Raw genomic sequence first — 20459 nt, forward strand, 5'->3', positions numbered from 1 at the left:
TACCTTCCCCATCCGGTTTTATCATCTGGCCCAAGGTTCCATCCCATGACCCGCATTTTCTCCGGCATGCAGCCGACCCGCCTGCTCCACCTCGGCAATTATCTGGGCGCGCTGCGGAACTGGGTGGATTTGCAGGACCAGTATGAATGCATCTTCTGCGTCGTGGATTTGCACGCCCTGACCCTGCCGCAGGACGCCCCGACGCTGACCAAGAACATCCGCGCCGTGGCCGCGGCCTACATCGCCGCCGGCATCGATCCCGACCGTAACCTGATCTACAACCAGTCGGCCGTGTCGGGCCATTCGGAACTGGCCTGGATCTTCTCCTGCCACACCCCCATGGGCTGGCTGAACCGCATGACCCAGTTCAAGGAGAAGGCGGGCAAGCAGAAGGACATGGCGGCCCTGGGCCTCTACGCCTATCCCGTGCTGATGGCCGCCGACATCCTGCTGTACAAGGCGACCCACGTCCCGGTGGGCGAGGACCAGAAGCAGCACCTGGAACTGGCCCGCGACATCGCCGGCGCCTTCAACCGTTTCTATGAAAAGGACGTCTTCCCCCTGCCGGAACCGCAGATCCTGGGGGAGGCCACCCGGGTGATGAGCCTGCGCGACGGCACCAAGAAGATGAGCAAGTCGGACGAGTCCGATTACAGCCGCATCAACCTGACGGACGACGCCGACGCCATCGCCCTGAAGATCCGCAAGGCCAAGACCGATCCGGAGCCGCTGCCGGCCACGCTGGAGGAATTGGCCAAGCGGGCCGAGGCCGACAACCTGGTCACCATCTACGCGGCGCTGGAGAACATCTCCAAGCAGGACGCATTGTCCCGCCACGCCGGCGCCACCTTCTCCGCCTTCAAGGCCGATCTGTGCGACCTGGCGGTGGCCAAGCTGTCGCCCATCACCGCCAAGATGAACCAGCTGCTGGCCGACCCGGCCGAGCTGGACCGGATCCTGCGCAAGGGCGCCGACAAGGCCAACGAGATCGCGGCCCAGACCATGGCCGAGGTGAAGGACATCGTGGGCCTGCTGCGGCCGTAAACCGCACAGGGGTTTCGGGGCTTTGAGATCAGCGGCACGGGGCCCGTCCCCGTGCCGCTTTTCTTTTGGGCGGACGGCAAGTCCCATGGCCCACGCCTGGCCGCTCAGGTAGAGTGGTTTTCATGGCCGGCACGCCTTAAGGGTCCCATGCAAATCTACCTGCCGATCGCCGAAATGTCGGTCAATGTCTTCTGGGTGCTGGGCCTGGGCGCCATGGTCGGCTTCCTGTCGGGCCTGTTCGGCGTGGGCGGCGGCTTCCTCATGACGCCGCTGCTGATCTTCATCGGCGTGCCGCCGGCGGTGGCGGTGGGCACCCAGGCCAACCAGCTGGTCGGGGCCGGCGTCTCCGGCGTCATGTACCATTGGCGCAAGCGCAACGTGGATGTGAAGCTGGGCCTGGTCATGCAGGCCGGCGGCATCGTCGGCACCGTGCTGGGCGTGCTGCTGTTCGGCATGTTGCAGCGGCTGGGCCATATCGATCTGGTCATCTCACTGTCCTACGTCATCTTCCTGGGCGGCATCAGCGGCCTGATGCTGATGGAAAGCGTGCGCGCCCTGTTCCGGGGGCGGCGCAAGGGGGCGACCCGGGGCAAGCTGCACCACCACACCTGGCTGCATGGCCTGCCGTTCAAGATGCGCTTCCCCCGCTCGCGGCTGTACATCAGCGTGCTTCTGCCGGTGGGCATCGGCTTCATCGGGGGCGTGCTGGTGGCCATCATGGGCATCGGCGGCGGCTTCCTGCTGGTGCCGGCCATGATCTACATCCTGGGCATGCCCACCACCCTGGTGGCCGGGACCTCGCTGTTGCAGATCATCCTGACCACGGGCGTGGCCGCGGTGCTGCAGGCGGCGACCAACCACACGGTCGATATCCTGCTGGCCCTCATGCTGCTGGTCGGCGGCGTGCTGGGCGCCCAGCTGGGGTCCCGCGCCAGCGGCTACCTCAAGGGCGAACAGGCCCGCGCCCTGCTGGCGCTGACCGTCCTGGGGGTGGCGGTGAAACTGGCGGTGGACCTGGTGCTGACGCCCGACGACCTTTATTCCATCACCACCACGGCGGGCCCAAAATGACGGTCCCGCGCCGCAAGAAGGTGATGGTGATGCTAGCGTTGCTGGCATTCTGCATGCCTACGCCGTGGATGCCCGCGCGGGCCCAGACCCTAGTCGCGGATCTGTCCAGCCACCTGATCGCCATCACCACCGGCTTCACCGGCACCGACGTGGTGCTGTTCGGCGCCATAGACCAGCCCGGCGACGTCGCCGTGGTGATCGAGGGGCCGGAAACATCCCAGACCGTGCGGCGCAAGGACCGCATCGCCGGCATCTGGATCAACAACGAAACCCTGAAATTCTCGCATGTCCCCGGCTTCTACGGCGTCGCCAGCAACAAGCCGCTGGATGCGCTGCTGCCACCGGCGGTCGCCCAGCGCCATGAAATCGGCCTCGATCATGTGCGCATGCTGCCCCGCGTCGATGCCGATGCGGCCACGGTGGCGGAATTTCGCGCCGCCCTGATCCGCAACAAGCAGCGCGAGGGCCTCTACGGCACCGAGGTTGGGGAGGTGGTGTTCCTGGGCCAGCGCCTGTTCCGCACCTCCATCAGCTTCCCCGCCAACGTGCCCATCGGCCTATACACCGTCAGTGTCTATCTCATCCGCGACCGTGACGTGGTGGGGGCGCAGACGACGCCCCTGGCCGTCAGCAAGATCGGCTTTTCCGCCGACATCTTCGACTTCGCCCAGCATGACGGCCTGGCTTATGGCGTGATGGGCGTGCTGTTGGCGGTGGGCGCCGGCTGGCTGGCCGGCAGCGTCTTCCGCAAGGGCTGATGGCCCGATCGTTTCAACCGGTTCAACAGAGGGGGGCCGCGTCCCATGTCCATCGATGATCCCACCCCTGGCGTCTCCCCCGCTGCCGATTGCCCCACCCGCATCTTCCTGGTGGTGGTGGATGAGACGGAGGAGATGACCGTCGCCCTGCACTATGCCGCCCGCCGCGCCCGCAGCACCGGCGGCCGCGTTGCCCTTTTGCATTGCATCGAGCCGGGCGATTTCCAGCATTGGGCGGCGGTGGAGGACCTGATGCGCCAGGAACGCCGGGAGGAGGCGGAGCAACTGCTGCAGCGCCTGGCCCGCGACGTGGTGGACATCTGCGGTTCGCCCCCGGCCCTATACCTGCGCGAGGGCGACACCCGGGACGAACTGCTGGCCCTGATCGCGGAGGAGCCGTCCATCTCCATCCTGGTGCTGGCCGCCGGCACCGGCACCGCCGGGCCCGGCCCCCTCATCACCTATATCGTGGGCAAGATGTCGGGCACGCTACGCATCCCCATCACCATCGTTCCGGGTTCGCTGAATGACCTGCAGCTGGACGCGATAACATAAGCGCGCCACAAGTGTCGGCCCGCCCGCGGGCTGCCGTGGAGGGGGGGCCCAGGCGGCGTATTTTGACTCGTTGCGGGGCTGTTTTAAAACTGTGACCCGTGTTTTTAAAAGCCGTGACGGCCGTCATTCCGCTTTTGAAAATCCGTACTTTTAAAATACGCCATTGGTTGCAGTCGCGGGGACGGATCCTCTGCCCAGATGCCACTAATTCCGGGAGAATTCCGCGATTTCGCGGGCTTGTTTCGAGGCCGTGCCAGTTGCGGCGGAGGGTCGCGCAGACCGGGTTTGCTGCCTGGCGCCTTGATATTGGCGGACAGTCGCCCCATTTTGGCTAAAATGCTGATGCACATACGGCGCGCTGTCGTATTTTAAGTCCGCATTTCCGTGTTGTCTTTCAAGGTTTTCCAGATGTTCATCCAGACCGAGGACACCCCCAATCCGGCCACCCTGAAGTTCATTCCGGGCCGGGAGGTGTTGGCGCGGGGGACGGCCGACTTTGCCGACCGGACGGCTGCCGACCGCTCGCCCTTGGCGCAGGCGCTGTTCGACGTCGATGGCGTGGAACGCGTTTTCCTGGGCGGTGATTTCGTCACCGTGACCAAGGGCGGGAACCAGGATTGGTTCACGCTGAAGCCCCAGATTCTGGGCCGGATCATGGAGCATTTCGCCGCCGGCCGCCCCGTCCTGCTGGACGAAGCGGAAGACGGCCACAGCGAGGGTGAAGAAGAAGATTCCGAGATCATCACCCAAATCAAGGAATTGCTGGATACCCGCGTCCGTCCCGCCGTGGCACAGGATGGTGGCGACATCACTTTCCACGGTTTCGACAAGGGTATCGTCTACTTGAGCATGAAGGGTTCCTGCGCCGGATGCCCCAGTTCGACGGCGACATTGAAGGCCGGCATCGAAAACATGCTGCGTTACTACATTCCTGAGGTTGTCGAAGTCCGCGCCGCCCGCTAGTATGCGCGCCGCCCACCCCCCAACAAAGGACGGGGGAAGGATGTTTGTGGGCGGTACCCGATGGGGGGAGCGACGGAAAAGCGTCCCCACCCGGGTGTAAGTTCCCGTCCAGCCATGCCGGCCTGGAGAATGGCCCACATAGTGGCGGGCCCATTGGGCATGGCTGAACGGATTATCCCGGATTTGATTTCCGGCAGCAAAAACGTCCCATGGACGCGTACCCCGGTCGCCCTATGTCCCTAAGCTGTGGACGCGATCGATGGGGCGGGCGTCTGGACGTTCCTCGGTAACTGTTCGGAGCATTCATTAATGGCGAAGGTCGACACTGCGGGGATTCCCGCGCAGCGCTGGCTGGCTATTGGTTCCGTGCTCGTGATGGTTTTCGCGGTGTTCCCGTTAACCCTCGCTGAGCTGGCGTCCGGAAGCGGTCCGCTTCTGGCCCCCACCGGTTTCATTGTCCCCGTGACGCGCCCGACCCCTCCGGTCTTGGCCCAGGCACCGCAGCAACCCGCCGCCGTCCAGCCCAAGCTGGACGCGCAGAACCTGCTGGCCCTGTTCAAGGAAAAGAATTTCACGTTGGATGAGGTGCGTACGGGCGAGCGTCCCGTGCCGCGCATCGTGCTGGCCGGCCTGCCCCGTGACCTGGGCAAGATGGACAGCGTCGATGATCGCAAGCAGATCTTCGTGAACACCATGCTGCCCCTGGTGCTGCTGGTGAACGAGGAGATCGAGCGTGACCGCGCCCGCCTGACCGCCCTGCGCGACAGCATGAAGGGCATACCGGCCGATGCCGCCAAGGCCGGTGGCCCGGCCGCCGTGTCCGTCAACGCCAACGTCGCCGCCGCTGCTCCGGTGGATGCACCGGTGGGGGGAAAGGTCGTGGCGGCCGCCATCCATACCCCGGCACCGGGCGTGGCCCCTCATGGTGCCGCTGAGGCCGTCCCGGCCACGGCTGCTGCTGCCCCTGCTGGCGCAGCCCTGTCGCCGCTGGATCAGGTGTGGGTGGCCCGCCTGGCCGCCCGCTACGGCATGGACCCCACCCGCAAGATCGACCTGGACGCCCTGCTGCGCCGGGTGGACGTGGTGCCGGTGTCCATGGCGCTGGCCCAGGCGGCGGAGGAAAGCGGCTGGGGCACCTCCCGCTTCGCCCAGCACGGCAACGCCCTGTTCGGCCAGCTGACCTGGTCGGAGGAGGAGAAGGAGGGCATCACCCCGCGCAACCGCCATCCCGGTGACACCTCCCGCTTCCGCAAGTTCGAGGATCTGCTGGAGTGCGTGCGCGTCTACATGCAGAACCTGAACACGCATGACGCCTACGCGCAGTTCCGGGCCACCCGCGCCACCCTGCGTAAGCAGGGCAAGCCGCTGGACACCCTGCTGCTGCTCAACACGCTGGACAAGTATTCGGAGCTGGGGCCGGTGTACGTGAAGGCGGTGCGTTCCCTTATCCGTAGCAACAATCTGCGCGATTTCGATCAAGCGGTGCTGCATAACGAACCGCAGCAGATCGTGGTGCAGGTCAAACGCGCCAGCTAACGGTCACGGCCCAGCTTATCGTGGCCACCCGGCGCTCTTGATGGTTTCTTGATTTTCCCGGTGGCGCCGGACCGGCAGTGTTGGCGCCACCGATCCCCGGCATCGTCCGGGGCCAACCCGGACGATCACCAGGCAGGAAAACCATACCCATGAGCGAACCCCTGAGCGAGGCAGGCAAGGACCTGCTGTTCCGCACCGCCCGCACCCAGAACGGCTGGCTGGACAAGCCGGTGCCCGAGGCCCTGCTGCGTGAGCTGTACGACCTGTTCAAGTTCGGGCCAACCAGCGCCAACGCCAGTCCCGCCCGCGTCGTCTTCGTGACCAGCCCGGAAGGCAAGCAGCGGCTGAAGCCCGCCCTGTCCGGCAACAACACGGAAAAGACGATGACGGCGCCGGTCACCGCCATCATCGGCCATGACCTGGAATTCTATGAGCAGCTTCCCCGCCTGTTCCCCCACGCCGACGCCCGGTCGTGGTTCACCAGCAGCGAGGAATTGGCCCGCACCACGGCCTTCCGCAACGGCACCCTTCAGGGCGCCTATCTCATACTGGCCGCCCGCTCCCTGGGGCTGGATTGCGGGCCCATGTCCGGCTTCGACAACGCCAAGGTGGATGCCGAGTTCTTCCCCGGGGGCACGGTGAAGTCCAACTTCCTGTGCAATCTGGGCTACGGCGATCCGTCCAAGGTTTTCCCGCGCCTGCCTCGCCTGGCGTTCGAAGAGGCGTGCAGCATCGTTTGAGCGTTCCTGTCAGCCCTGGGCCGAGGCTGCCAGCCTTGGGCCCAGGGCGCCGTCGTCCACCAGCGGGTAGAGGTGGGCGTCCGGCAACTGGTAATGCCACCACTCCGCCGGATAATGCGTCCAGCCCGCCACGGCCATGATGCCCAGCAGCAGGGCCCGGTTGCGCTGGGCCGCCGGGCTGACCGTGTCATCCCCGTGATGCGCCTGCGGGCTCATGTCGTCGAAGCCCGTCCCCATTTCCAGTGGCGTTCCGTCGGCCTGGGCCAGGGTCAGGTCCACGGCCACCCCCCGCGTGTGGTTGGACCCTGACCGCGGGTCCGCGATGAACACCGGATCCGGCAGGGCGCGCCACAGCGCCCATTGCGTCTGGGGCGGGCGGTAGGCATCGAACACCCGCAGCCGCAAGCCCAGCGCGCCGGCGCGAATCACGGCGCGGCCTAGACGCTCGGCCGCCTCCGGGTGCAGCAGGCAGGCCGGACGCGCGTACAGGGGGCTTCCCGTCAGGTTGTCCGCCGTGGCATAGCGAAGGTCCAGGTCGACGTCGAACCCCATCTCCGGGGCGATGGTCACGAAACGCGGCTGGCCGGTGGGCGCCATGGTCGTCTGCTGCCTTGCTTGGGACTGTTTTAGGGAAACCGCCATATGGGCCAATCGAGCGGCCAATCCAGCACCGGCGCGCCGGCCGACGGCCCCACGATAGCATTGGGCATCGACACCGCCACCAGCGTCTGCGCCGTGGCGCTGTGGCGTTTCGATCCGGCCACGGGACACTCCGAGGCCCTGGCGGCACGGGCCGAGCCCCTGTCCCGGGGCCAGGCGGAGCGGCTTCTGCCCCTGGTGGGGGAGGTGTTGGCCCAGGCTGGCCTGGACTACGCCGCCATCGACCGCCATGGCGTCACCATCGGCCCCGGCGCCTTCACCGGCCTGCGCGTCGGCTTGGCGGCGGCGCGGGGCCTGGCGCTGGCGTCCGGTCGCCCGCTGATGGGGATCACCGGGCTGGAGGCCTTCGCCCACGCCGCCGTTCATGGCCTGGGCGGCCCCCTTGTGCCGGCTGGCTGGTCCGCCCCCGCCCCCCTGTTGGTCGCCATCGACAGCCGGCGCGAGGATTTTTACCTGCAGGCGTTCGATCCCGCAGGGCGCGCGCTGTCCCCGCCGGAGGCCGTGTTGCCGGCCGACGTGCCGGCCTTCGCCGCCCGCTTCGCCGGTCCGCCCGTGCTGCTGGGCGATGCCGCGCCGGCGGTGGCCGCCGTCCTGGCCGCTGCGGGCTGTGACCACACCGTCGCCGCCCTGGCCCCGGAGGGGCCGGCGCTGGCGGTGGCGCGCCTGGCGGCGATGGCCACCCCGGCGATGCTGGCGGCCCACCCGGCCAACCCCCTGTACATCCGAGCGCCCGACGTCACGGTGGCCCCGCCCGGGGCCGGACGATGACGTCCTCCTGGCATGTCCGCCCGGCACTGGCGGCGGAGGTTGAGGTGCTGGCGGCGGTGCATGCCCTGTGCTTCGCTGACGCGACTGTCGCCGGGCCGGCCTGGTCGGCCCAGGCCATCGCCGACCTTCTCAGTCTGCCGGGCGTGGCCGCCCTCATGATCCTGGATGGCGATCAACCACCGGGCTTGCCCTTGGGCATGGCCCTGATCCGCACGGTGGTGGATGAGGCGGAGATACTGACCATCGGGGTTATCCCGGATGCCAGAGGCCGGGGGTTGGGCGCCGCCCTGGTTCAGGCCTGCGTCGACAGGGCCGCCTCGGCCGGGGCCGCCGCCCTTTATTTGGAAGTGGCGGAAACCAACACGCCAGCCCGCCGCCTTTACGCCGCCACCGGTTTCGAGCCCGTCGGCCGGCGGGCAAATTACTACCACCTCGCCGGCCAGCCCGTGGCCGCGATGCTCCTTCGCCGGGAAGTCTCCGCAGGTGGAACGGCGTAAAATAAGCTGACTGCCGGGCGGCAACAAAAAAAGCGGGTAGAGTTCACCGCGTCACACGTATGCGATGTACGCCTTCCGGCATGTCAATCCGCTCCGGTCCACGCATCTCCACTGTATATCCATGTTCAACCAAGGATCGGGGCACGTTGTGCAGCGGCTCACCGCTGTTGAGGCGAATTTCCAGCGTTTCACCCGGCTTCAGCTTTTCGACCGCAAGTTTGGCTCTGACAAAGGTAATAGGGCAAACTTGCATCGTTATATCCAAAAGACTGATTATAGCTGTCTCGCTTGTCACTCTATCCTCGCACGATGGACTTGAACGTTATTGCCATGCCTATGGTTTAGACTTATACAAGTCAGGTACTGAATCCTTGGAGTAAGGAAAATGACCGGTCCGTCCGCGGCGAATGAGTTGTTGTCCCTGACCACGGAAATTGTTTCCGCCCATGTCTCCAATAATACCGTCCCACCCGCCGATCTGACCGGGCTGATCGAGCAGGTCTACAAAACCCTGACCAACATCGGCCAGGACCAGCCGGCGGCCGTGGAAAAGCCTCAGCCCGCCGTTCCGATCAAGCGCTCGGTCACGCCTGAATACATTGTGTGCCTTGAGGATGGGAAAAAGCTGAAAATGCTGAAGCGCCATCTGAAGACGGCCTACAACATGACGCCCGAGGAATACCGGGAGAAGTGGTCGCTGCCGACGGACTATCCCATGGTGGCGCCGAATTACGCCAAGCAACGCTCGCGCTTGGCCAAGGAAATCGGCCTGGGCACCCGGGCGCGCGGTGACGCCTGACGCCCGTGCGTGGCTGATCCGGCCGGCCCCGGCCGGGGTAATCCTCCCGATAGCCGTCGCGCATGGTAGGCCTGCGCCGTGACACGGGCGGCCCGGTTCGATGCCGGCGTCAAGGCTGGTGTTCCAGGCTTTGAGGGACGGGAGAAGGGTAAGGGGGTGACGGCTGGCCGGTCGGGCTGCCGTCCTGTCCTCTATCCAGCGACATCGGGCACTTAAGGTGCCTTCGCTATCTCCAGGGACGTCCCAGGGGCCCGTCCGGCGCCACCGCGGTTCCGGTCGCTGCGCCACATCCCTGGCGAGATCGCCCGGAATATTTCTACAGCCTAACAGACCCGTGAATGTTTCGTGACCCGGTGGGGTTGGGGCACATGACTCGGTTGACCGCCCCGCCGCGCTTTGTGGTATGCCAATGGCGGAAGCGTTTTTCCGGGGGCCATAAGCCCGGCTTCGACAGGCCGGGACTTCGGACGGGAAACGCGTCACTCAAATCGCGACCGCCTCTGGCGCCGCTCAAGGACCGCGAACGAGAGCATGGCTGACATCACGATCGACGCTCTGACCTCTGGCGATCTTCGCATGGGGAGCTTGGAGGTCCGCCTGGCCGAGACGAAGGCCGAGGTTGAGGCCGCCCAGGCCATTCGCTACCGGGTCTTCTACGAAGAGATGGAAGCGCAAGCGACGCCGGAAATGGCGCGCCTGCGCCGCGATTTCGATGATTTCGACCCGCTTTGCGATCATCTGCTGGTGATCGACCATGCCCAGGGCGCCGGCGCCGCCGGTGTCGTGGGCACCTACCGGCTGATCCGCCGCGCCGCCGCCGCTCGCGCCGGCTCCTTCTACTCCAGCGATGAATACGATATCTCGCGGCTGGAGGAGTACCGGGGCGAGATTCTGGAGCTGGGCCGGTCGTGCGTCGATGCGGCTTACCGCAGCCGTCACGCCATGCAGTTGCTGTGGCGCGGCATCGCGGCCTACGTCGCGGTTTATGACATCCACCTGCTGTTCGGGTGCGCCAGCCTGCCGGGGACCGATCCCAAGGCGCTGGCCCTGCCGCTGTCCTACCTGCACTACCACCACCTGGCGCCGCCGGCCCTGCGCCCCGTCGCCCTGCCGCACCGCTACGTCGACATGCGCCTGATGGCGGAGCATGACGTGGACGCGCGCCGGGGCCTGGCCCTGGTGCCGCCGCTGATCAAGGGCTATCTGCGCCTGGGCGGTTTCGTGGGCGACGGCGCCGTGGTCGATCACCAGTTCAACACCACCGACGTTTCCATCGTGGTGAAGACCGACATGATCACCGACAAGTACCTCCGCCACTACGAACGGCGCGGATCGGCGTTGATCTGATCCTGCCGGCATCCCATTCGTTTTCATTCGCACCCGGAGGAGGGCATTCCATGGCGATCGGCTCCACCCGTGCCGGTTTCCTGCGCCTGGCCCTCTACATGGCGTGGACCTTCCTGTGCATCCCCGTGCAGGCGGCCCTGGTGTCGCTCAACCTGCCGGGACAGGCGCGCTTTCCCCGCTTTTACCACCGGGTGTGCTGCCGCCTGATGCTGGCGCTGGACGTGGACGTGGTGGGCCAGCCCTCGGTGGACCGGCCGACGCTGTTCGTCTCCAACCATTCCTCCTACCTGGACATCCCGGTCCTGGGCTCCGTCATCCCGTGCTCCTTCGTGGCCAAGTCCGAGGTGGGCCTATGGCCGCTGTTCGGCCTGCTGGCCAAGCTGCAGCGCACCGTCTTCGTCAACCGCGCCAACAAGCGCGAGGCGGGCAAGCAGCGCGATGACATGGCCGGCCGCCTGATCGCCGGTGACAGCCTGGTGCTGTTCCCCGAGGGCACCAGCAGCGACGGCAATCGGGTCCTGCCCTTCAAGACGGCGCTGTTCGCCGTGGCCAACACCCAGGTGGAGGGCCGTGCCGTGGCGGTTCAGCCGGTCAGCGTCGTCTGCACCCACCTGGACAACCTGCCCCTGGGCCATGATCTGCGTCCCCTGTACGCCTGGTATGGCGACATGGAGCTGCCGCCCCACCTCTGGCAGATGATCGGTGCCGGCCGCCTGCGCATCCGGGTGGAGTTCCATCCCGTGGTGTCGCTGGAGGATTTCAGCTCACGCAAGGCCCTGGCGGACCATTGCTGGCAGGTGGTGGCCGCTGGCGTGGACCGCGCCGTGGCTGGCCGCTGGTCGCGTCCGGTGCCGGTGGCCCGGCCCGCCGCCCCGGCCGGTATCGGGCCGGAAGCCGCGACGGGGGCGGCCAGGGGGATGGCTTGACCCTGCCGCTTTGTCGGAGGGGAACGGCCCCGGCTGGACCCTGTGTTGACCCATGCCCACCTTGACTACGACCGCCGGCCGCCCGATGTTACGGTCCGCGCGCCAGCCCTGGGCCGGCGCGCCTTTTGTGTTCGTGCGGTGTTCCCGGGCCAAGGGCCGGCAGGGGCAGGGAGTTGGGTGTGGCGACCTCGCGTAAGAAGCTGTTCATCAAGACCTATGGCTGCCAGATGAACGTCTATGACAGCGGCCGCATGGCCGACGTCCTGGCGCCGCTGGGCTATGAACCGGCGGAGGAGGCCGAGGGGGCCGACATGGTCATCCTCAACACCTGCCACATTCGCGAGAAGGCGTCGGAGAAGGTCTATTCCGAGCTGGGCCGCCTGCGCCTGCAGCAGCAGGAGAAGGCCGCGCAGGGTGAGCGCATGATCATCGCCGTGGCCGGCTGCGTCGCCCAGGCCGAGGGCGCGGAGATCATGGCCCGCGCGCCCCATGTCGACATGGTGTTCGGCCCGCAGACCTATCACCAGCTGCCGGAGATGGTCACCCGGGCCGTGCGCGGCGCCGGTGGTGTCATCAACACCGACTTCCCGGTGGAAAGCAAATTCGACCTGCTGCCGGGCGAGGGCGCCACGCCGCAGGGACCATCTGCCTTCGTCTCCGTCCAGGAGGGATGCGACAAGTTCTGCACCTTCTGCGTCGTGCCCTATACGCGCGGTGCCGAATACTCCCGCTCCGCCACGCAGATCCTGGAAGAGACGCGGCGCATGGTGGCCAACGGCACGGTGGAAATCACCCTGCTGGGCCAGAACGTCAACGCCTACCACGGCGAAGGTCCCGGCGGTGGCACCTGGGGTCTGGGCCGGCTGATCCGTGAACTGGCGGAGATCGACGGGCTTGCCCGCATCCGCTACACCACCTCCCACCCCCGGGACATGGATGACGACCTGATCCGTGCCCATGGCGAGGTGCCGCAGCTCATGCCCTTCGTCCATTTGCCGGTGCAAAGCGGGTCGGATCGCATCCTGGCGGCCATGAACCGCAAGCACACCGCCGACGATTATCGCCGCATCGTCGACAAGCTGCGCGCCGCCCGGCCGGGCCTGGCGCTTAGCAGCGACTTCATCGTCGGCTTCCCCGGCGAGACAGTGGAGGATTTCGCCGCCACCCTGCGGCTGATCACCGACGTCGGCTTCGCCAGCGCCTATTCCTTCAAGTACAGCGCCCGCCCCGGCACCCCCGCCGCCGCCATGGCGGAGGGGCGTTTGACCGAGGATGACAAGTCGGAACGGCTGGAGGCGGTGCAGACCCTGCTGGCCGAACAGCAGCGCGCCTTCAACGCCAGCCTGCTGGGCACGGTGCAGGAGGTGCTGTTCGACCGGCGCGGCAAGCATGCGGGCCAGTTGCTGGGCCGCAGCCCCCACATGCAGGCGGTCCACGCCGCCGCCCCCGACCGCCTGCTGGGCCAGGTGGTCCCGGTGCGCATCACCGCCGCCTCGGCCAGCAGCCTGGGCGGCGAGGTCGTCACCACCGAAACGGTTCTGGGGAACAAAACCGCCCCGTCCGGTGTCGCCCCCGACATCAAGGCCAATCATCAGGAGATGACGGCGTGACCCACGTGTCCGGAACGGACCAGCGCATCGACCTGCAGTTCGATGACAATCGCCTGCTTCCCCTGCTGTTCGGGGAACATGAACAGTATCTGAGCCGCATCGAGCGCCAGTTGGGGGTCAGCCTCATCAGCCGCGGCAACTGCCTGACCATCTCCGGTCCGGAAGATGCCACCGGGGCTGCGCGCGCCGCCCTGGACGCCCTGTGGGAACGGCTGAAGCGGGGCATGCCCGTCGGCCCGGCCGAGGTGGATGCCGCCATGCGCATCGCCACCGGGGTTGATGCCGAAAGCCGGGGCCGGGCCCTGGCCTCCATCACCCGGCCCGAGGCGGTGCTGAAGACCCGCCGCCGCGACATCACCCCCCGCTCCCCCACCCAGGCCGCCTACCTCAAGGCGCTGGCGGAGAACGAGCTGGTGTTCGGCCTGGGCCCCGCCGGCACGGGCAAGACCTACCTGGCCATGGCGCAGGCGGTGTCGCTGCTGATCACCGGCCGGGTGGACCGTATCGTCCTGTCCCGCCCGGCGGTGGAGGCGGGGGAGAAGCTGGGCTTTCTGCCCGGCGACATGCGCGAGAAGGTGGACCCCTACCTGCGCCCGCTGTACGACGCGCTCTACGACATGCTGCCGGCGGAGCAGGTGGCCAAGCGCCTGGGCTCGGGCGAGATCGAGGTGGCGCCCCTGGCGTTCATGCGCGGCCGCACGTTGGCCAACGCCTTCGTCGTGCTGGACGAGGCGCAGAACACCACGCCCATGCAGATGAAGATGTTCCTGACCCGCCTGGGCGAGGGCAGCCGCATGGCCATCACCGGCGACCTCAGCCAGGTGGATTTGCCCGGCGGCGTGAAGTCCGGCCTGCGCGAGGCGGTTGAGGTGCTGGAGGGCGTGCAGGGTGCCGCCTTCGTCCATTTCTCCGCCGCCGACGTGGTGCGCCATCCGCTGGTGGGCCGCATCGTCGATGCCTATGACCGCGCCGACGCCCGCCGCAAGCGGCCGGCGGAAATGGCCAAGGCACCGGAGACCGAGGAATGACCGTGGACACCGCCCGGGCCGATGCCCTCGAAATCATCGTCGAGGTCGAGGCCGGTGACTGGGAAGCCACCATCCCCGGGGTCGAGGAGGTGGTGACCAAGGCCGCGCGCAAGGCCCTGGTTCGGGCGCTGGCGGTGGATGCCGACGCCCTGCCGGAAGGGGAGGGCGAGGTGTCCATCCTGCTGTCCGACAACGCCACCGTGCGCGTGCTGAACCACCAGTACCGGGGCAAGGACAAGCCCACCAACGTCTTGTCCTTCCCCATGCTGGGGGACGAGGACGAGGATGAGGACGAGGAATTTGAGCTGCCGGAAGGGATGGACCGGCCGCCCTATCTGCTGGGCGACATCATCCTGGCGTATGAAACCTTGATGACGGAGGCGGCGGAACAGAACAAACCCGTCGCCAACCACTTGACCCACCTTGTGATCCATGGCGTGCTGCACTTATTGGGCTATGATCACATTGAGGACGCCGAGGCCGAGACCATGGAACGGCTGGAGACGGCGATCCTGGCGGACATGGGCATAGCCGATCCCTACCGGGACGGTGCCGGCCCCACCCGCGAAGACCCTCAGAGCGAAGAGACCACGCGCTAAACGATGGCCGATCTTTCCGACAGTCGAACGCCCCGTGAAGACGGGGCCGAAGATCACGGGTCACTGACCCAGCAATTCCGGGGCTGGCTGCGGGCTGCCCTGGGCGGGCGCGTGGATCCCACGCTGCGCGACACCATCGAAGAGCTGATCGAGGACAGCAGCGCGGACGAAACGTCCGTGGGCGGCAATGAGCGCACGCTGCTGGCCAACATACTGAAGCTCCGGGGCCGCACCGTGGTCGACATCATGGTGCCGCGTGCCGACATCCTGGGCATCGAGGCCTCGATCAGCCTGCCGGATCTGATCCGGCGGTTTTCCGAGGACGCGCACTCGCGCATGCCGGTCTATCGCGAGACGCTGGACGATGTCATCGGCATGGTCCACATCAAGGACATCCTGGCGGTGGTGGCCGACCAGCGGCCCTTCGACCTGGAATCCATCGTGCGTGAGGTGCAGATCGTGGCGCCCAGCATGCCGGTCCTGGACCTGCTGCTGCACATGCGCCAGGCGCACCAGCACATGGCCCTGGTGGTGGACGAGTTCGGCGGCATCGACGGCCTGGTGACCATCGAGGATTTGGTGGAGGAGATCGTCGGCGAGATCGAGGACGAACATGACGACGCGGTGCAGCCGCGCATCGTGGAACGCCCCGACGGCACCCTGATCGCCGACGCCCGCCTGCCTCTGGAGGATTTCGAGGCCCGCGTCGGCCCCGTCCTGGACGAGGAGGAGCGGGAGGAGGTCGACACCCTGGGCGGCCTGGTCTTCTCTCTGGCCGGCCGCATCCCCCGCCGGGGCGAGACGCTGGTCCATCCCTCGGGCATCGAGTTCGAGGTGGTGGACGCCGACCCCCGCCGCATCAAGCGGCTGCGCGTGCGCAACCTCCCCGCGTCGGCCAGCCAGGACCAGCCCTTGGCGACGGGTTCCTGACGCCCCCGTAACCGGAGACCATTCCCATCGTGAGTCTGCCCGACCGTCTGGCCCGCCTCGCCACCCGTCTGCGCGAGGGCGGCCGTTGGCGCCGCCTGGGCTTGGCCGCCCTGCTGGGTGGCCTCGCCACGCTGGCCATGCCCCCCGTGAACGCCATCCCGGTGCTGTGGTTGGCCTTCCCTGGCCTGATTTGGCTGCTGGATGGGGTGGAGCGTCCGGCCGCCGCCTTCTGGACCGGCCTGGCCTTCGCCTTCGGCCATTTCGTGTTGGGCCTGTACTGGGTGGGGGCGGCGCTGCTGGTCTTCCCCCGTTTCTGGCCCATGCTGCCCTTGGCCGTGGCCGGCCTGCCGTTCCTGCTGGGCCTGTTCGTGGGGACGGGCACCTTGGCCTGGTGGGCCCTGGTGCGGCGCTTTCGGATCGGAGGTGGCTCCCGCTGCCTGCTGTTCGCCGTGGTGTGGACGGTGGTGGAATATGCGCGCGGCCATGCCTTCACCGGCTTTCCCTGGAACCTGATGGGCTATGTCTGGGTCGGCCTGCCCGGCCCAGCGCAGGTCGCCTCCCTGGTCGGGGTTTATGGTCTGACCTTGCTGACGGTGTTGCCTGCCTGCTTGCCGGCGGTGCTGGCCGATGGTGGCCGCCGTCCCTGGATGGCCCCGGCGGCGGGCCTGGGCCTGGTGGCCCTGATGACCGTCTACGGCATCGCGCGCGTGCCGGCGGGCGAGGCGCCGCTGGTGCAGGGGGTCATGCTGCGCCTGGTGCAGCCCAACATCCCCCAGTCCGACAAGTGGAACGCGCAGCTGGAACTGGATCATGTCCGCCTGCTGCTGGCCCTGTCGCGCCAATCGCAGCCCCCGGGGCAGCCCCCCGTCACCACCCTGATCTGGCCGGAGACGGCCGTGCCCTACCTGCTGGAGGATGAGCCGGAGCTGCTGAAGGCGGTGGGCCAGGTGACGCCGCCGGGCGGCCTGACCCTTACGGGCACCCTACGGCTGACGCCGGCGGGCCAGCCTGGGGCCGAGGACGGCACCGACACTTATTGGAACAGCCTGGTGGTGGTGAACGACCAGGGCCAGGTGCTGGACCATTACGACAAGGCCCACCTAGTGCCGTTCGGCGAATACACCCCTTTGCGCCGCTGGCTGCCCCTGCGGGCGGTGGCGCTGGTGTCGCCGGGCAATTCCATCCTGGGATCGGGGCCGGGGCCCCGCACCTTGGACCTGCCCGGCCTGCCGCCGGTCAGCCCGCTGATCTGTTACGAGATCATCTTCCCCGGCATGGTGACGGCGCAGGAGGCCGGCACCAAGGTTGCGTCCAAAGGGGATGCGCCCAATGGGGACGCCGCCAAGGGGGGTGCGACAAAAGATGCCTCCCCCCCGGCGCGGCCCCGCTGGCTGCTGAACGTCACCAACGACGCCTGGTACGGCATCACCGCCGGGCCGCACCAGCACCTGGCCATCGCCACCATGCGCGCCATCGAGGAAGGGTTGCCCCTGGTGCGGGCCGCCAATACCGGCATTTCGGCGGTGGTGGATCCCTACGGCCGCGAATTGGGCCGCCTGGCGCTGGGGACGCGCGGGGTGCTTGACCTTCCCCTGCCTGAACCGACGATTCAGCCTACGCCTTATGCCCGATGGGGTGATGGCCCCTTGGCCGCTTTACTCTTGGCCGTAATGGGCGTTATCTATTTTTTCACGCTTCGGCTGTATCAGGGTAGGCAGTGCCCTTGATGCCCATGCCGGAAGTCCGTGATTGGCCGCACCAGGACCCGTGGCGCCGCCGTTGGGGTTTTTAACCCCGCGATTGTCACCGGGATCCGGCGCCGGCCTGTGATCGAATGGATCATGCGCCCCCGCGCAAGGCCCGGTTTCCGGGCAACGGACCGAACAAGGGCCAGGGAGTGGGACGGTGGGATGCAGGCGGTGCGCCTTGACCGTCCGGGAGCGCTTGGCTTAGGGTCGTAATCGATCCGTAACGTGAGGATTTGGATCATGGAGAGTGCAGTTGTGGCCCGCCGTTCCACCGGTGGGCGGCCTCGGATCGGGAAACCCAACCCGATCGACGTCCATGTCGGCAGCCGCGTGCGCCTGCGCCGCACCCTGCTGGGCATGAGCCAGGAAAAGCTGGGGGAGGCCATCGGCCTGACCTTCCAGCAGGTGCAGAAGTACGAGCGCGGGGCCAACCGCATCGGTGCCTCGCGCCTGTTCGACCTGTCGCGCGTGCTGGACGTGCCGGTGTCCTTCTTCTTCGACGACATGGCCGGCGACACGCCGAACGACGTCGTGGATGAGGCCCTGTCCCCGGACATGGGCTTCGATGCCGACCCGATGGCCAAGCGCGAGACGCTGGAACTGGTCCGCGCCTACTACCGCATTTCCGATCCCGCCGTGCGCAAGCGCCTGTTCGAACTGACCAAGGCCGTCGCCAATTCCGGTGTGGAATCTGTGGCCGACGTTGCGTGATGGGGCCCTGCCTCTTGACCGCGCTGTAGAAGCCTGCGAAAAACGCCGCCTGGCTGCATAAGCCCGCGCGGCGTTTTTTTGTCGATATAAAATCGCTCCGCCGTAAATAGCCGTCGTTACATTAGTCGAGGCGTCCCGTGGCCCAATCCAATTACGTCTTCACCAGCGAGTCCGTTTCCGAAGGTCATCCGGACAAGGTCTGCGACCAAATCTCTGACGGGGTGGTCGATCTCTTCCTGGCCCAAGATCCGTACGCCCGCGTGGCCTGCGAAACCTTGGCCACGACCAACCGCATCGTCATCGCCGGTGAGGTGCGCGGCCCCGAAGGCCTGCTGAAGGAAATCGAAGGCGTCGCCCGCGAGACGGTGAAGGCCATCGGCTACGAGCAGGAAGGCTTCCACTGGAAGACGGCCGAGGTGCAGTGCTACCTGCATGCCCAGTCCGCGGACATCGCGGTCGGCGTCGACGCCGCCGGCAACAAGGACGAGGGCGCCGGCGACCAGGGCATCATGTTCGGGTACGCCTGCCGCGAAACCGACGACCTGATGCCGGCCCCCATCCACTATTCCCACCGCATCCTGAAGTCGCTGGCCGACGCGCGCCATGGCGGCGTGAAGGAACTGGGCCCCGACGCCAAGAGCCAGGTCAGCCTGCAGTACGTGGACGGCAAGCCGGTGCGCGCCACCTCGGTCGTCGTCTCCACGCAGCATGCCGAGGGCCTGGACCAGGATGCCGTGCGCGAGATCGTGCGCCCGCATGTGCTGAAGATCCTGCCGGAAGGCTGGATGTGCGATGAGGCCCATTTCTACGTGAACCCCACTGGCCGCTTCGTCATCGGCGGCCCGGACGGTGACGCCGGCCTGACCGGCCGCAAGATCATCGTCGACACCTACGGCGGTGCCGCCCCGCACGGCGGCGGCGCCTTCTCCGGCAAGGACCCGACCAAGGTGGACCGTTCGGCCGCCTATGCCGCGCGCTACCTGGCCAAGAACGTGGTGGGCGCCGGCCTGGCCGACCGCTGCACCATCCAGCTCAGCTACGCCATCGGCGTGTCGCACCCGCTGTCGGTCTACATCGACACCGCCGGCACCGGCCGGGTGGATGAGGAGAAGCTGTCCGACGTCCTGCGTCAGCTGATGAACCTCAGCCCCCGCGGCATCCGCGAGCACCTGAAGCTGAACCGCCCCATCTACGCCCGCACGGCGGCCTATGGCCATTTCGGCCGCACGCCGGACGCCGACGGCGGCTTCTCCTGGGAGAAGCTGGACCTGGTGGACGAGCTGAAGCGCGCGTTCTAAGGTTTGCCCTGTCCTGACGCCGGGGGCCTTGGCCGATCGATGGATCGCCAAGGCCCTTGGCTTTTCTGACCGCCTTTCCGCCCCTTGCCCGTCCTTGCCCTTGCCGTCCCTGATCGCATCATGACCGACGACACCCCCGTCCAGCACCGCCCCCTGCTTTACGGGCGTCGTCGCGGCCGGCCCCTGCGCCAGCATCGCACCAGCCTGATCGATGAGCTGCTGCCGCGCCTGCAATTGGATCCGCCGGCGGCGGGGGGGATCATCGACCCCGCGACCCTGTTCCCCACCCCCAAGCGCGACCTGTGGTTCGAGGTGGGCTTCGGCGGCGGTGAGCATCTGGCCGAACAGGCTGCCGCCAACCCCGACATCGGCTTCATCGGGTGTGAGCCCTTCATCAACGGCGTCGCCAACCTGCTGCAGCATGTCGAGGCCAAGGACCTGTCCGGCAACATCCGCATCTGTCCGGATGACGCCCGCCCCATCCTGGACGCCCTGCCCGAGGCCAGCGTGGGCCGCGTCTTCGTGCTGTTCGCCGACCCTTGGCCCAAGCTGCGCCACGCCGAACGCCGTTTCATCGGTCCCGCCAACCTGCCGCGCCTGGCGCGCGTGCTGAAGGACGGCGCCGAGCTGCGCCTGGCCACCGATGACCAGCAGCTGTGCCGCTGGATGCTGGAACATGCCTGGCGCTACCCTGACTTTGAATGGCTGGCTGACAAGGCGGCCGACTGGCGCGTGCCGCCGGCCGACTGGGTCCAGACCCGCTATGAACAGAAGGCCCTGGAGGCCGGTCGGGTGCCGGTGTACCTGCGCTTCCGGAGGCGGGATCGTTAGTTCCTCAAGCGCCGGCGGCGCTGTTGGGCCTACGGCATGA

General features: G+C 67.2%; 22 protein-coding genes. 20 read left to right on the forward strand and 2 right to left on the reverse strand.

Going from position 1 to position 20459, the window contains the following annotated elements:
* Positions 1 to 45 precede the first annotated feature (45 nt).
* The 7 genes from trpS (at position 46) to FBZ90_RS22650 (ending at position 6667) form a co-directional block, all read left to right on the forward strand.
* Positions 46 to 1044 (forward strand): tryptophan--tRNA ligase, encoded by a 999-nt coding sequence (gene trpS / locus FBZ90_RS22620; RefSeq protein WP_145735261.1) that lies wholly within the window; start codon positions 46 to 48, stop codon positions 1042 to 1044.
* 147 nt (positions 1045 to 1191) lie between these two features.
* Positions 1192 to 2115: a sulfite exporter TauE/SafE family protein gene (locus tag FBZ90_RS22625; protein ID WP_145735262.1), complete on the forward strand. Its 924-nt coding sequence runs from the start codon at positions 1192 to 1194 to the stop codon at positions 2113 to 2115.
* Positions 2112 to 2873 (forward strand): TIGR02186 family protein, encoded by a 762-nt coding sequence (locus FBZ90_RS22630; protein ID WP_246130711.1) that lies wholly within the window; start codon positions 2112 to 2114, stop codon positions 2871 to 2873. Before FBZ90_RS22625 ends, FBZ90_RS22630 begins: the two co-directional genes overlap by 4 nt.
* Positions 2874 to 2918: 45 nt before the next feature.
* Entirely contained in the window at positions 2919 to 3428 is a 510-nt protein-coding gene (locus tag FBZ90_RS22635; RefSeq protein WP_145735263.1) for a universal stress protein, read from the forward strand.
* A 408-nt stretch (positions 3429 to 3836) separates the two neighbouring features.
* Positions 3837 to 4391, forward strand: coding sequence for a NifU family protein (locus FBZ90_RS22640; protein WP_145735264.1), 555 nt, complete (start codon positions 3837 to 3839; stop codon positions 4389 to 4391).
* 462 nt (positions 4392 to 4853) lie between these two features.
* Positions 4854 to 5927 carry a glucosaminidase domain-containing protein gene (locus tag FBZ90_RS22645; RefSeq protein ID WP_186455996.1) on the forward strand — a complete coding sequence of 358 codons (1074 nt, stop codon included), beginning with the start codon at positions 4854 to 4856 and terminating at the stop codon, positions 5925 to 5927.
* 149 nt (positions 5928 to 6076) lie between these two features.
* A complete protein-coding gene (locus FBZ90_RS22650) occupies positions 6077 to 6667 on the forward strand; it encodes a malonic semialdehyde reductase (RefSeq protein ID WP_145735266.1) in 591 nt (196 codons plus the stop codon).
* A 9-nt stretch (positions 6668 to 6676) separates the two neighbouring features.
* Here the strand turns inward: FBZ90_RS22650 and ddpX are convergent, their stop codons facing one another.
* On the reverse strand, positions 6677 to 7264 hold the full coding sequence (ddpX, locus tag FBZ90_RS22655; RefSeq protein ID WP_145735267.1) for a D-alanyl-D-alanine dipeptidase: 588 nt from the start codon (positions 7262 to 7264) through the stop codon (positions 6677 to 6679).
* Between the two features lie 45 nt (positions 7265 to 7309).
* On the opposite strand from ddpX, the gene tsaB reads away from it, so the two are divergent.
* Both tsaB and FBZ90_RS22665 read left to right on the forward strand, forming a co-directional pair.
* Positions 7310 to 8095 carry a tRNA (adenosine(37)-N6)-threonylcarbamoyltransferase complex dimerization subunit type 1 TsaB gene (gene tsaB / locus FBZ90_RS22660; RefSeq protein ID WP_145735268.1) on the forward strand — a complete coding sequence of 262 codons (786 nt, stop codon included), beginning with the start codon at positions 7310 to 7312 and terminating at the stop codon, positions 8093 to 8095.
* Positions 8092 to 8592, forward strand: coding sequence for a GNAT family N-acetyltransferase (locus tag FBZ90_RS22665; RefSeq protein ID WP_246130719.1), 501 nt, complete (start codon positions 8092 to 8094; stop codon positions 8590 to 8592). The genes tsaB and FBZ90_RS22665 overlap by 4 nt, the downstream gene beginning before the upstream one ends.
* A 43-nt stretch (positions 8593 to 8635) precedes the next feature.
* Here FBZ90_RS22665 and FBZ90_RS22670 read toward each other — a convergent pair whose 3' ends face one another.
* Positions 8636 to 8845: a sulfurtransferase TusA family protein gene (locus FBZ90_RS22670; protein ID WP_145735269.1), complete on the reverse strand. Its 210-nt coding sequence runs from the start codon at positions 8843 to 8845 to the stop codon at positions 8636 to 8638.
* Positions 8846 to 8977: 132 nt separating this feature from the next.
* On the opposite strand from FBZ90_RS22670, the gene FBZ90_RS22675 reads away from it, so the two are divergent.
* The 11 genes from FBZ90_RS22675 (at position 8978) to trmB (ending at position 20419) form a co-directional block, all read left to right on the forward strand.
* Positions 8978 to 9391 (forward strand): Ros/MucR family transcriptional regulator, encoded by a 414-nt coding sequence (locus FBZ90_RS22675; protein WP_145735270.1) that lies wholly within the window; start codon positions 8978 to 8980, stop codon positions 9389 to 9391.
* Between the two features lie 531 nt (positions 9392 to 9922).
* Positions 9923 to 10738 (forward strand): GNAT family N-acetyltransferase, encoded by an 816-nt coding sequence (locus tag FBZ90_RS22680; RefSeq protein ID WP_145735271.1) that lies wholly within the window; start codon positions 9923 to 9925, stop codon positions 10736 to 10738.
* Between the two features lie 50 nt (positions 10739 to 10788).
* Positions 10789 to 11664, forward strand: a complete 876-nt coding sequence (locus FBZ90_RS22685; protein WP_145735272.1) for a lysophospholipid acyltransferase family protein — start codon at positions 10789 to 10791, stop codon at positions 11662 to 11664.
* Between the two features lie 173 nt (positions 11665 to 11837).
* On the forward strand, positions 11838 to 13274 hold the full coding sequence (gene miaB / locus FBZ90_RS22690) for a tRNA (N6-isopentenyl adenosine(37)-C2)-methylthiotransferase MiaB (RefSeq protein ID WP_420872615.1): 1437 nt from the start codon (positions 11838 to 11840) through the stop codon (positions 13272 to 13274).
* 5 nt (positions 13275 to 13279) lie between these two features.
* Complete coding sequence (locus tag FBZ90_RS22695; RefSeq protein WP_145735364.1) at positions 13280 to 14302, forward strand: PhoH family protein; 1023 nt, start codon at positions 13280 to 13282, stop codon at positions 14300 to 14302.
* A complete protein-coding gene (gene ybeY / locus FBZ90_RS22700) occupies positions 14299 to 14901 on the forward strand; it encodes an rRNA maturation RNase YbeY (RefSeq protein ID WP_145735273.1) in 603 nt (200 codons plus the stop codon). The genes FBZ90_RS22695 and ybeY overlap by 4 nt, the downstream gene beginning before the upstream one ends.
* A 3-nt stretch (positions 14902 to 14904) precedes the next feature.
* The gene (locus FBZ90_RS22705) at positions 14905 to 15831 is read left to right on the forward strand and encodes a hemolysin family protein (protein ID WP_145735274.1); all 927 of its coding nucleotides are present in this window, start codon (positions 14905 to 14907) and stop codon (positions 15829 to 15831) included.
* 29 nt (positions 15832 to 15860) lie between these two features.
* Complete coding sequence (gene lnt, locus FBZ90_RS22710) at positions 15861 to 17558, forward strand: apolipoprotein N-acyltransferase (RefSeq protein ID WP_145735275.1); 1698 nt, start codon at positions 15861 to 15863, stop codon at positions 17556 to 17558.
* A 261-nt stretch (positions 17559 to 17819) separates the two neighbouring features.
* Positions 17820 to 18290 carry a helix-turn-helix domain-containing protein gene (locus tag FBZ90_RS22715; RefSeq protein ID WP_145735276.1) on the forward strand — a complete coding sequence of 157 codons (471 nt, stop codon included), beginning with the start codon at positions 17820 to 17822 and terminating at the stop codon, positions 18288 to 18290.
* A 137-nt stretch (positions 18291 to 18427) separates the two neighbouring features.
* The gene (gene metK / locus FBZ90_RS22720; RefSeq protein WP_145735277.1) at positions 18428 to 19588 is read left to right on the forward strand and encodes a methionine adenosyltransferase; all 1161 of its coding nucleotides are present in this window, start codon (positions 18428 to 18430) and stop codon (positions 19586 to 19588) included.
* A 120-nt stretch (positions 19589 to 19708) separates the two neighbouring features.
* On the forward strand, positions 19709 to 20419 hold the full coding sequence (gene trmB / locus FBZ90_RS22725) for a tRNA (guanine(46)-N(7))-methyltransferase TrmB (RefSeq protein WP_145735278.1): 711 nt from the start codon (positions 19709 to 19711) through the stop codon (positions 20417 to 20419).
* Positions 20420 to 20459: the final 40 nt, after the last annotated feature.

It is taken from the genome of Nitrospirillum pindoramense (assembly GCF_007827955.1).
GTDB lineage: Bacteria > Pseudomonadota > Alphaproteobacteria > Azospirillales > Azospirillaceae > Nitrospirillum > Nitrospirillum amazonense_B.

What these genes read in the sequence shown, in the direction of transcription:
- FBZ90_RS22630 (WP_246130711.1), top strand. Translation starts at nt 2,112, where the DNA reads ATGACGGTCCCGCGCCGCAAGAAGGTGATGGTGATGCTAGCGTTGCTG.
- tsaB (WP_145735268.1), top strand. Translation starts at nt 7,310, where the DNA reads ATGGGCCAATCGAGCGGCCAATCCAGCACCGGCGCGCCGGCCGACGGC.
- ddpX (WP_145735267.1), bottom strand. Translation starts at nt 7,264, where the DNA reads ATGGCGCCCACCGGCCAGCCGCGTTTCGTGACCATCGCCCCGGAGATG.
- FBZ90_RS22715 (WP_145735276.1), top strand. Translation starts at nt 17,820, where the DNA reads ATGGAGAGTGCAGTTGTGGCCCGCCGTTCCACCGGTGGGCGGCCTCGG.
- FBZ90_RS22640 (WP_145735264.1), top strand. Translation starts at nt 3,837, where the DNA reads ATGTTCATCCAGACCGAGGACACCCCCAATCCGGCCACCCTGAAGTTC.
- FBZ90_RS22670 (WP_145735269.1), bottom strand. Translation starts at nt 8,845, where the DNA reads ATGCAAGTTTGCCCTATTACCTTTGTCAGAGCCAAACTTGCGGTCGAA.
- FBZ90_RS22680 (WP_145735271.1), top strand. Translation starts at nt 9,923, where the DNA reads ATGGCTGACATCACGATCGACGCTCTGACCTCTGGCGATCTTCGCATG.
- trmB (WP_145735278.1), top strand. Translation starts at nt 19,709, where the DNA reads ATGACCGACGACACCCCCGTCCAGCACCGCCCCCTGCTTTACGGGCGT.
- FBZ90_RS22685 (WP_145735272.1), top strand. Translation starts at nt 10,789, where the DNA reads ATGGCGATCGGCTCCACCCGTGCCGGTTTCCTGCGCCTGGCCCTCTAC.
- FBZ90_RS22705 (WP_145735274.1), top strand. Translation starts at nt 14,905, where the DNA reads ATGGCCGATCTTTCCGACAGTCGAACGCCCCGTGAAGACGGGGCCGAA.
- trpS (WP_145735261.1), top strand. Translation starts at nt 46, where the DNA reads ATGACCCGCATTTTCTCCGGCATGCAGCCGACCCGCCTGCTCCACCTC.
- FBZ90_RS22675 (WP_145735270.1), top strand. Translation starts at nt 8,978, where the DNA reads ATGACCGGTCCGTCCGCGGCGAATGAGTTGTTGTCCCTGACCACGGAA.
- FBZ90_RS22650 (WP_145735266.1), top strand. Translation starts at nt 6,077, where the DNA reads ATGAGCGAACCCCTGAGCGAGGCAGGCAAGGACCTGCTGTTCCGCACC.
- FBZ90_RS22635 (WP_145735263.1), top strand. Translation starts at nt 2,919, where the DNA reads ATGTCCATCGATGATCCCACCCCTGGCGTCTCCCCCGCTGCCGATTGC.
- FBZ90_RS22625 (WP_145735262.1), top strand. Translation starts at nt 1,192, where the DNA reads ATGCAAATCTACCTGCCGATCGCCGAAATGTCGGTCAATGTCTTCTGG.
- ybeY (WP_145735273.1), top strand. Translation starts at nt 14,299, where the DNA reads ATGACCGTGGACACCGCCCGGGCCGATGCCCTCGAAATCATCGTCGAG.
- FBZ90_RS22665 (WP_246130719.1), top strand. Translation starts at nt 8,092, where the DNA reads ATGACGTCCTCCTGGCATGTCCGCCCGGCACTGGCGGCGGAGGTTGAG.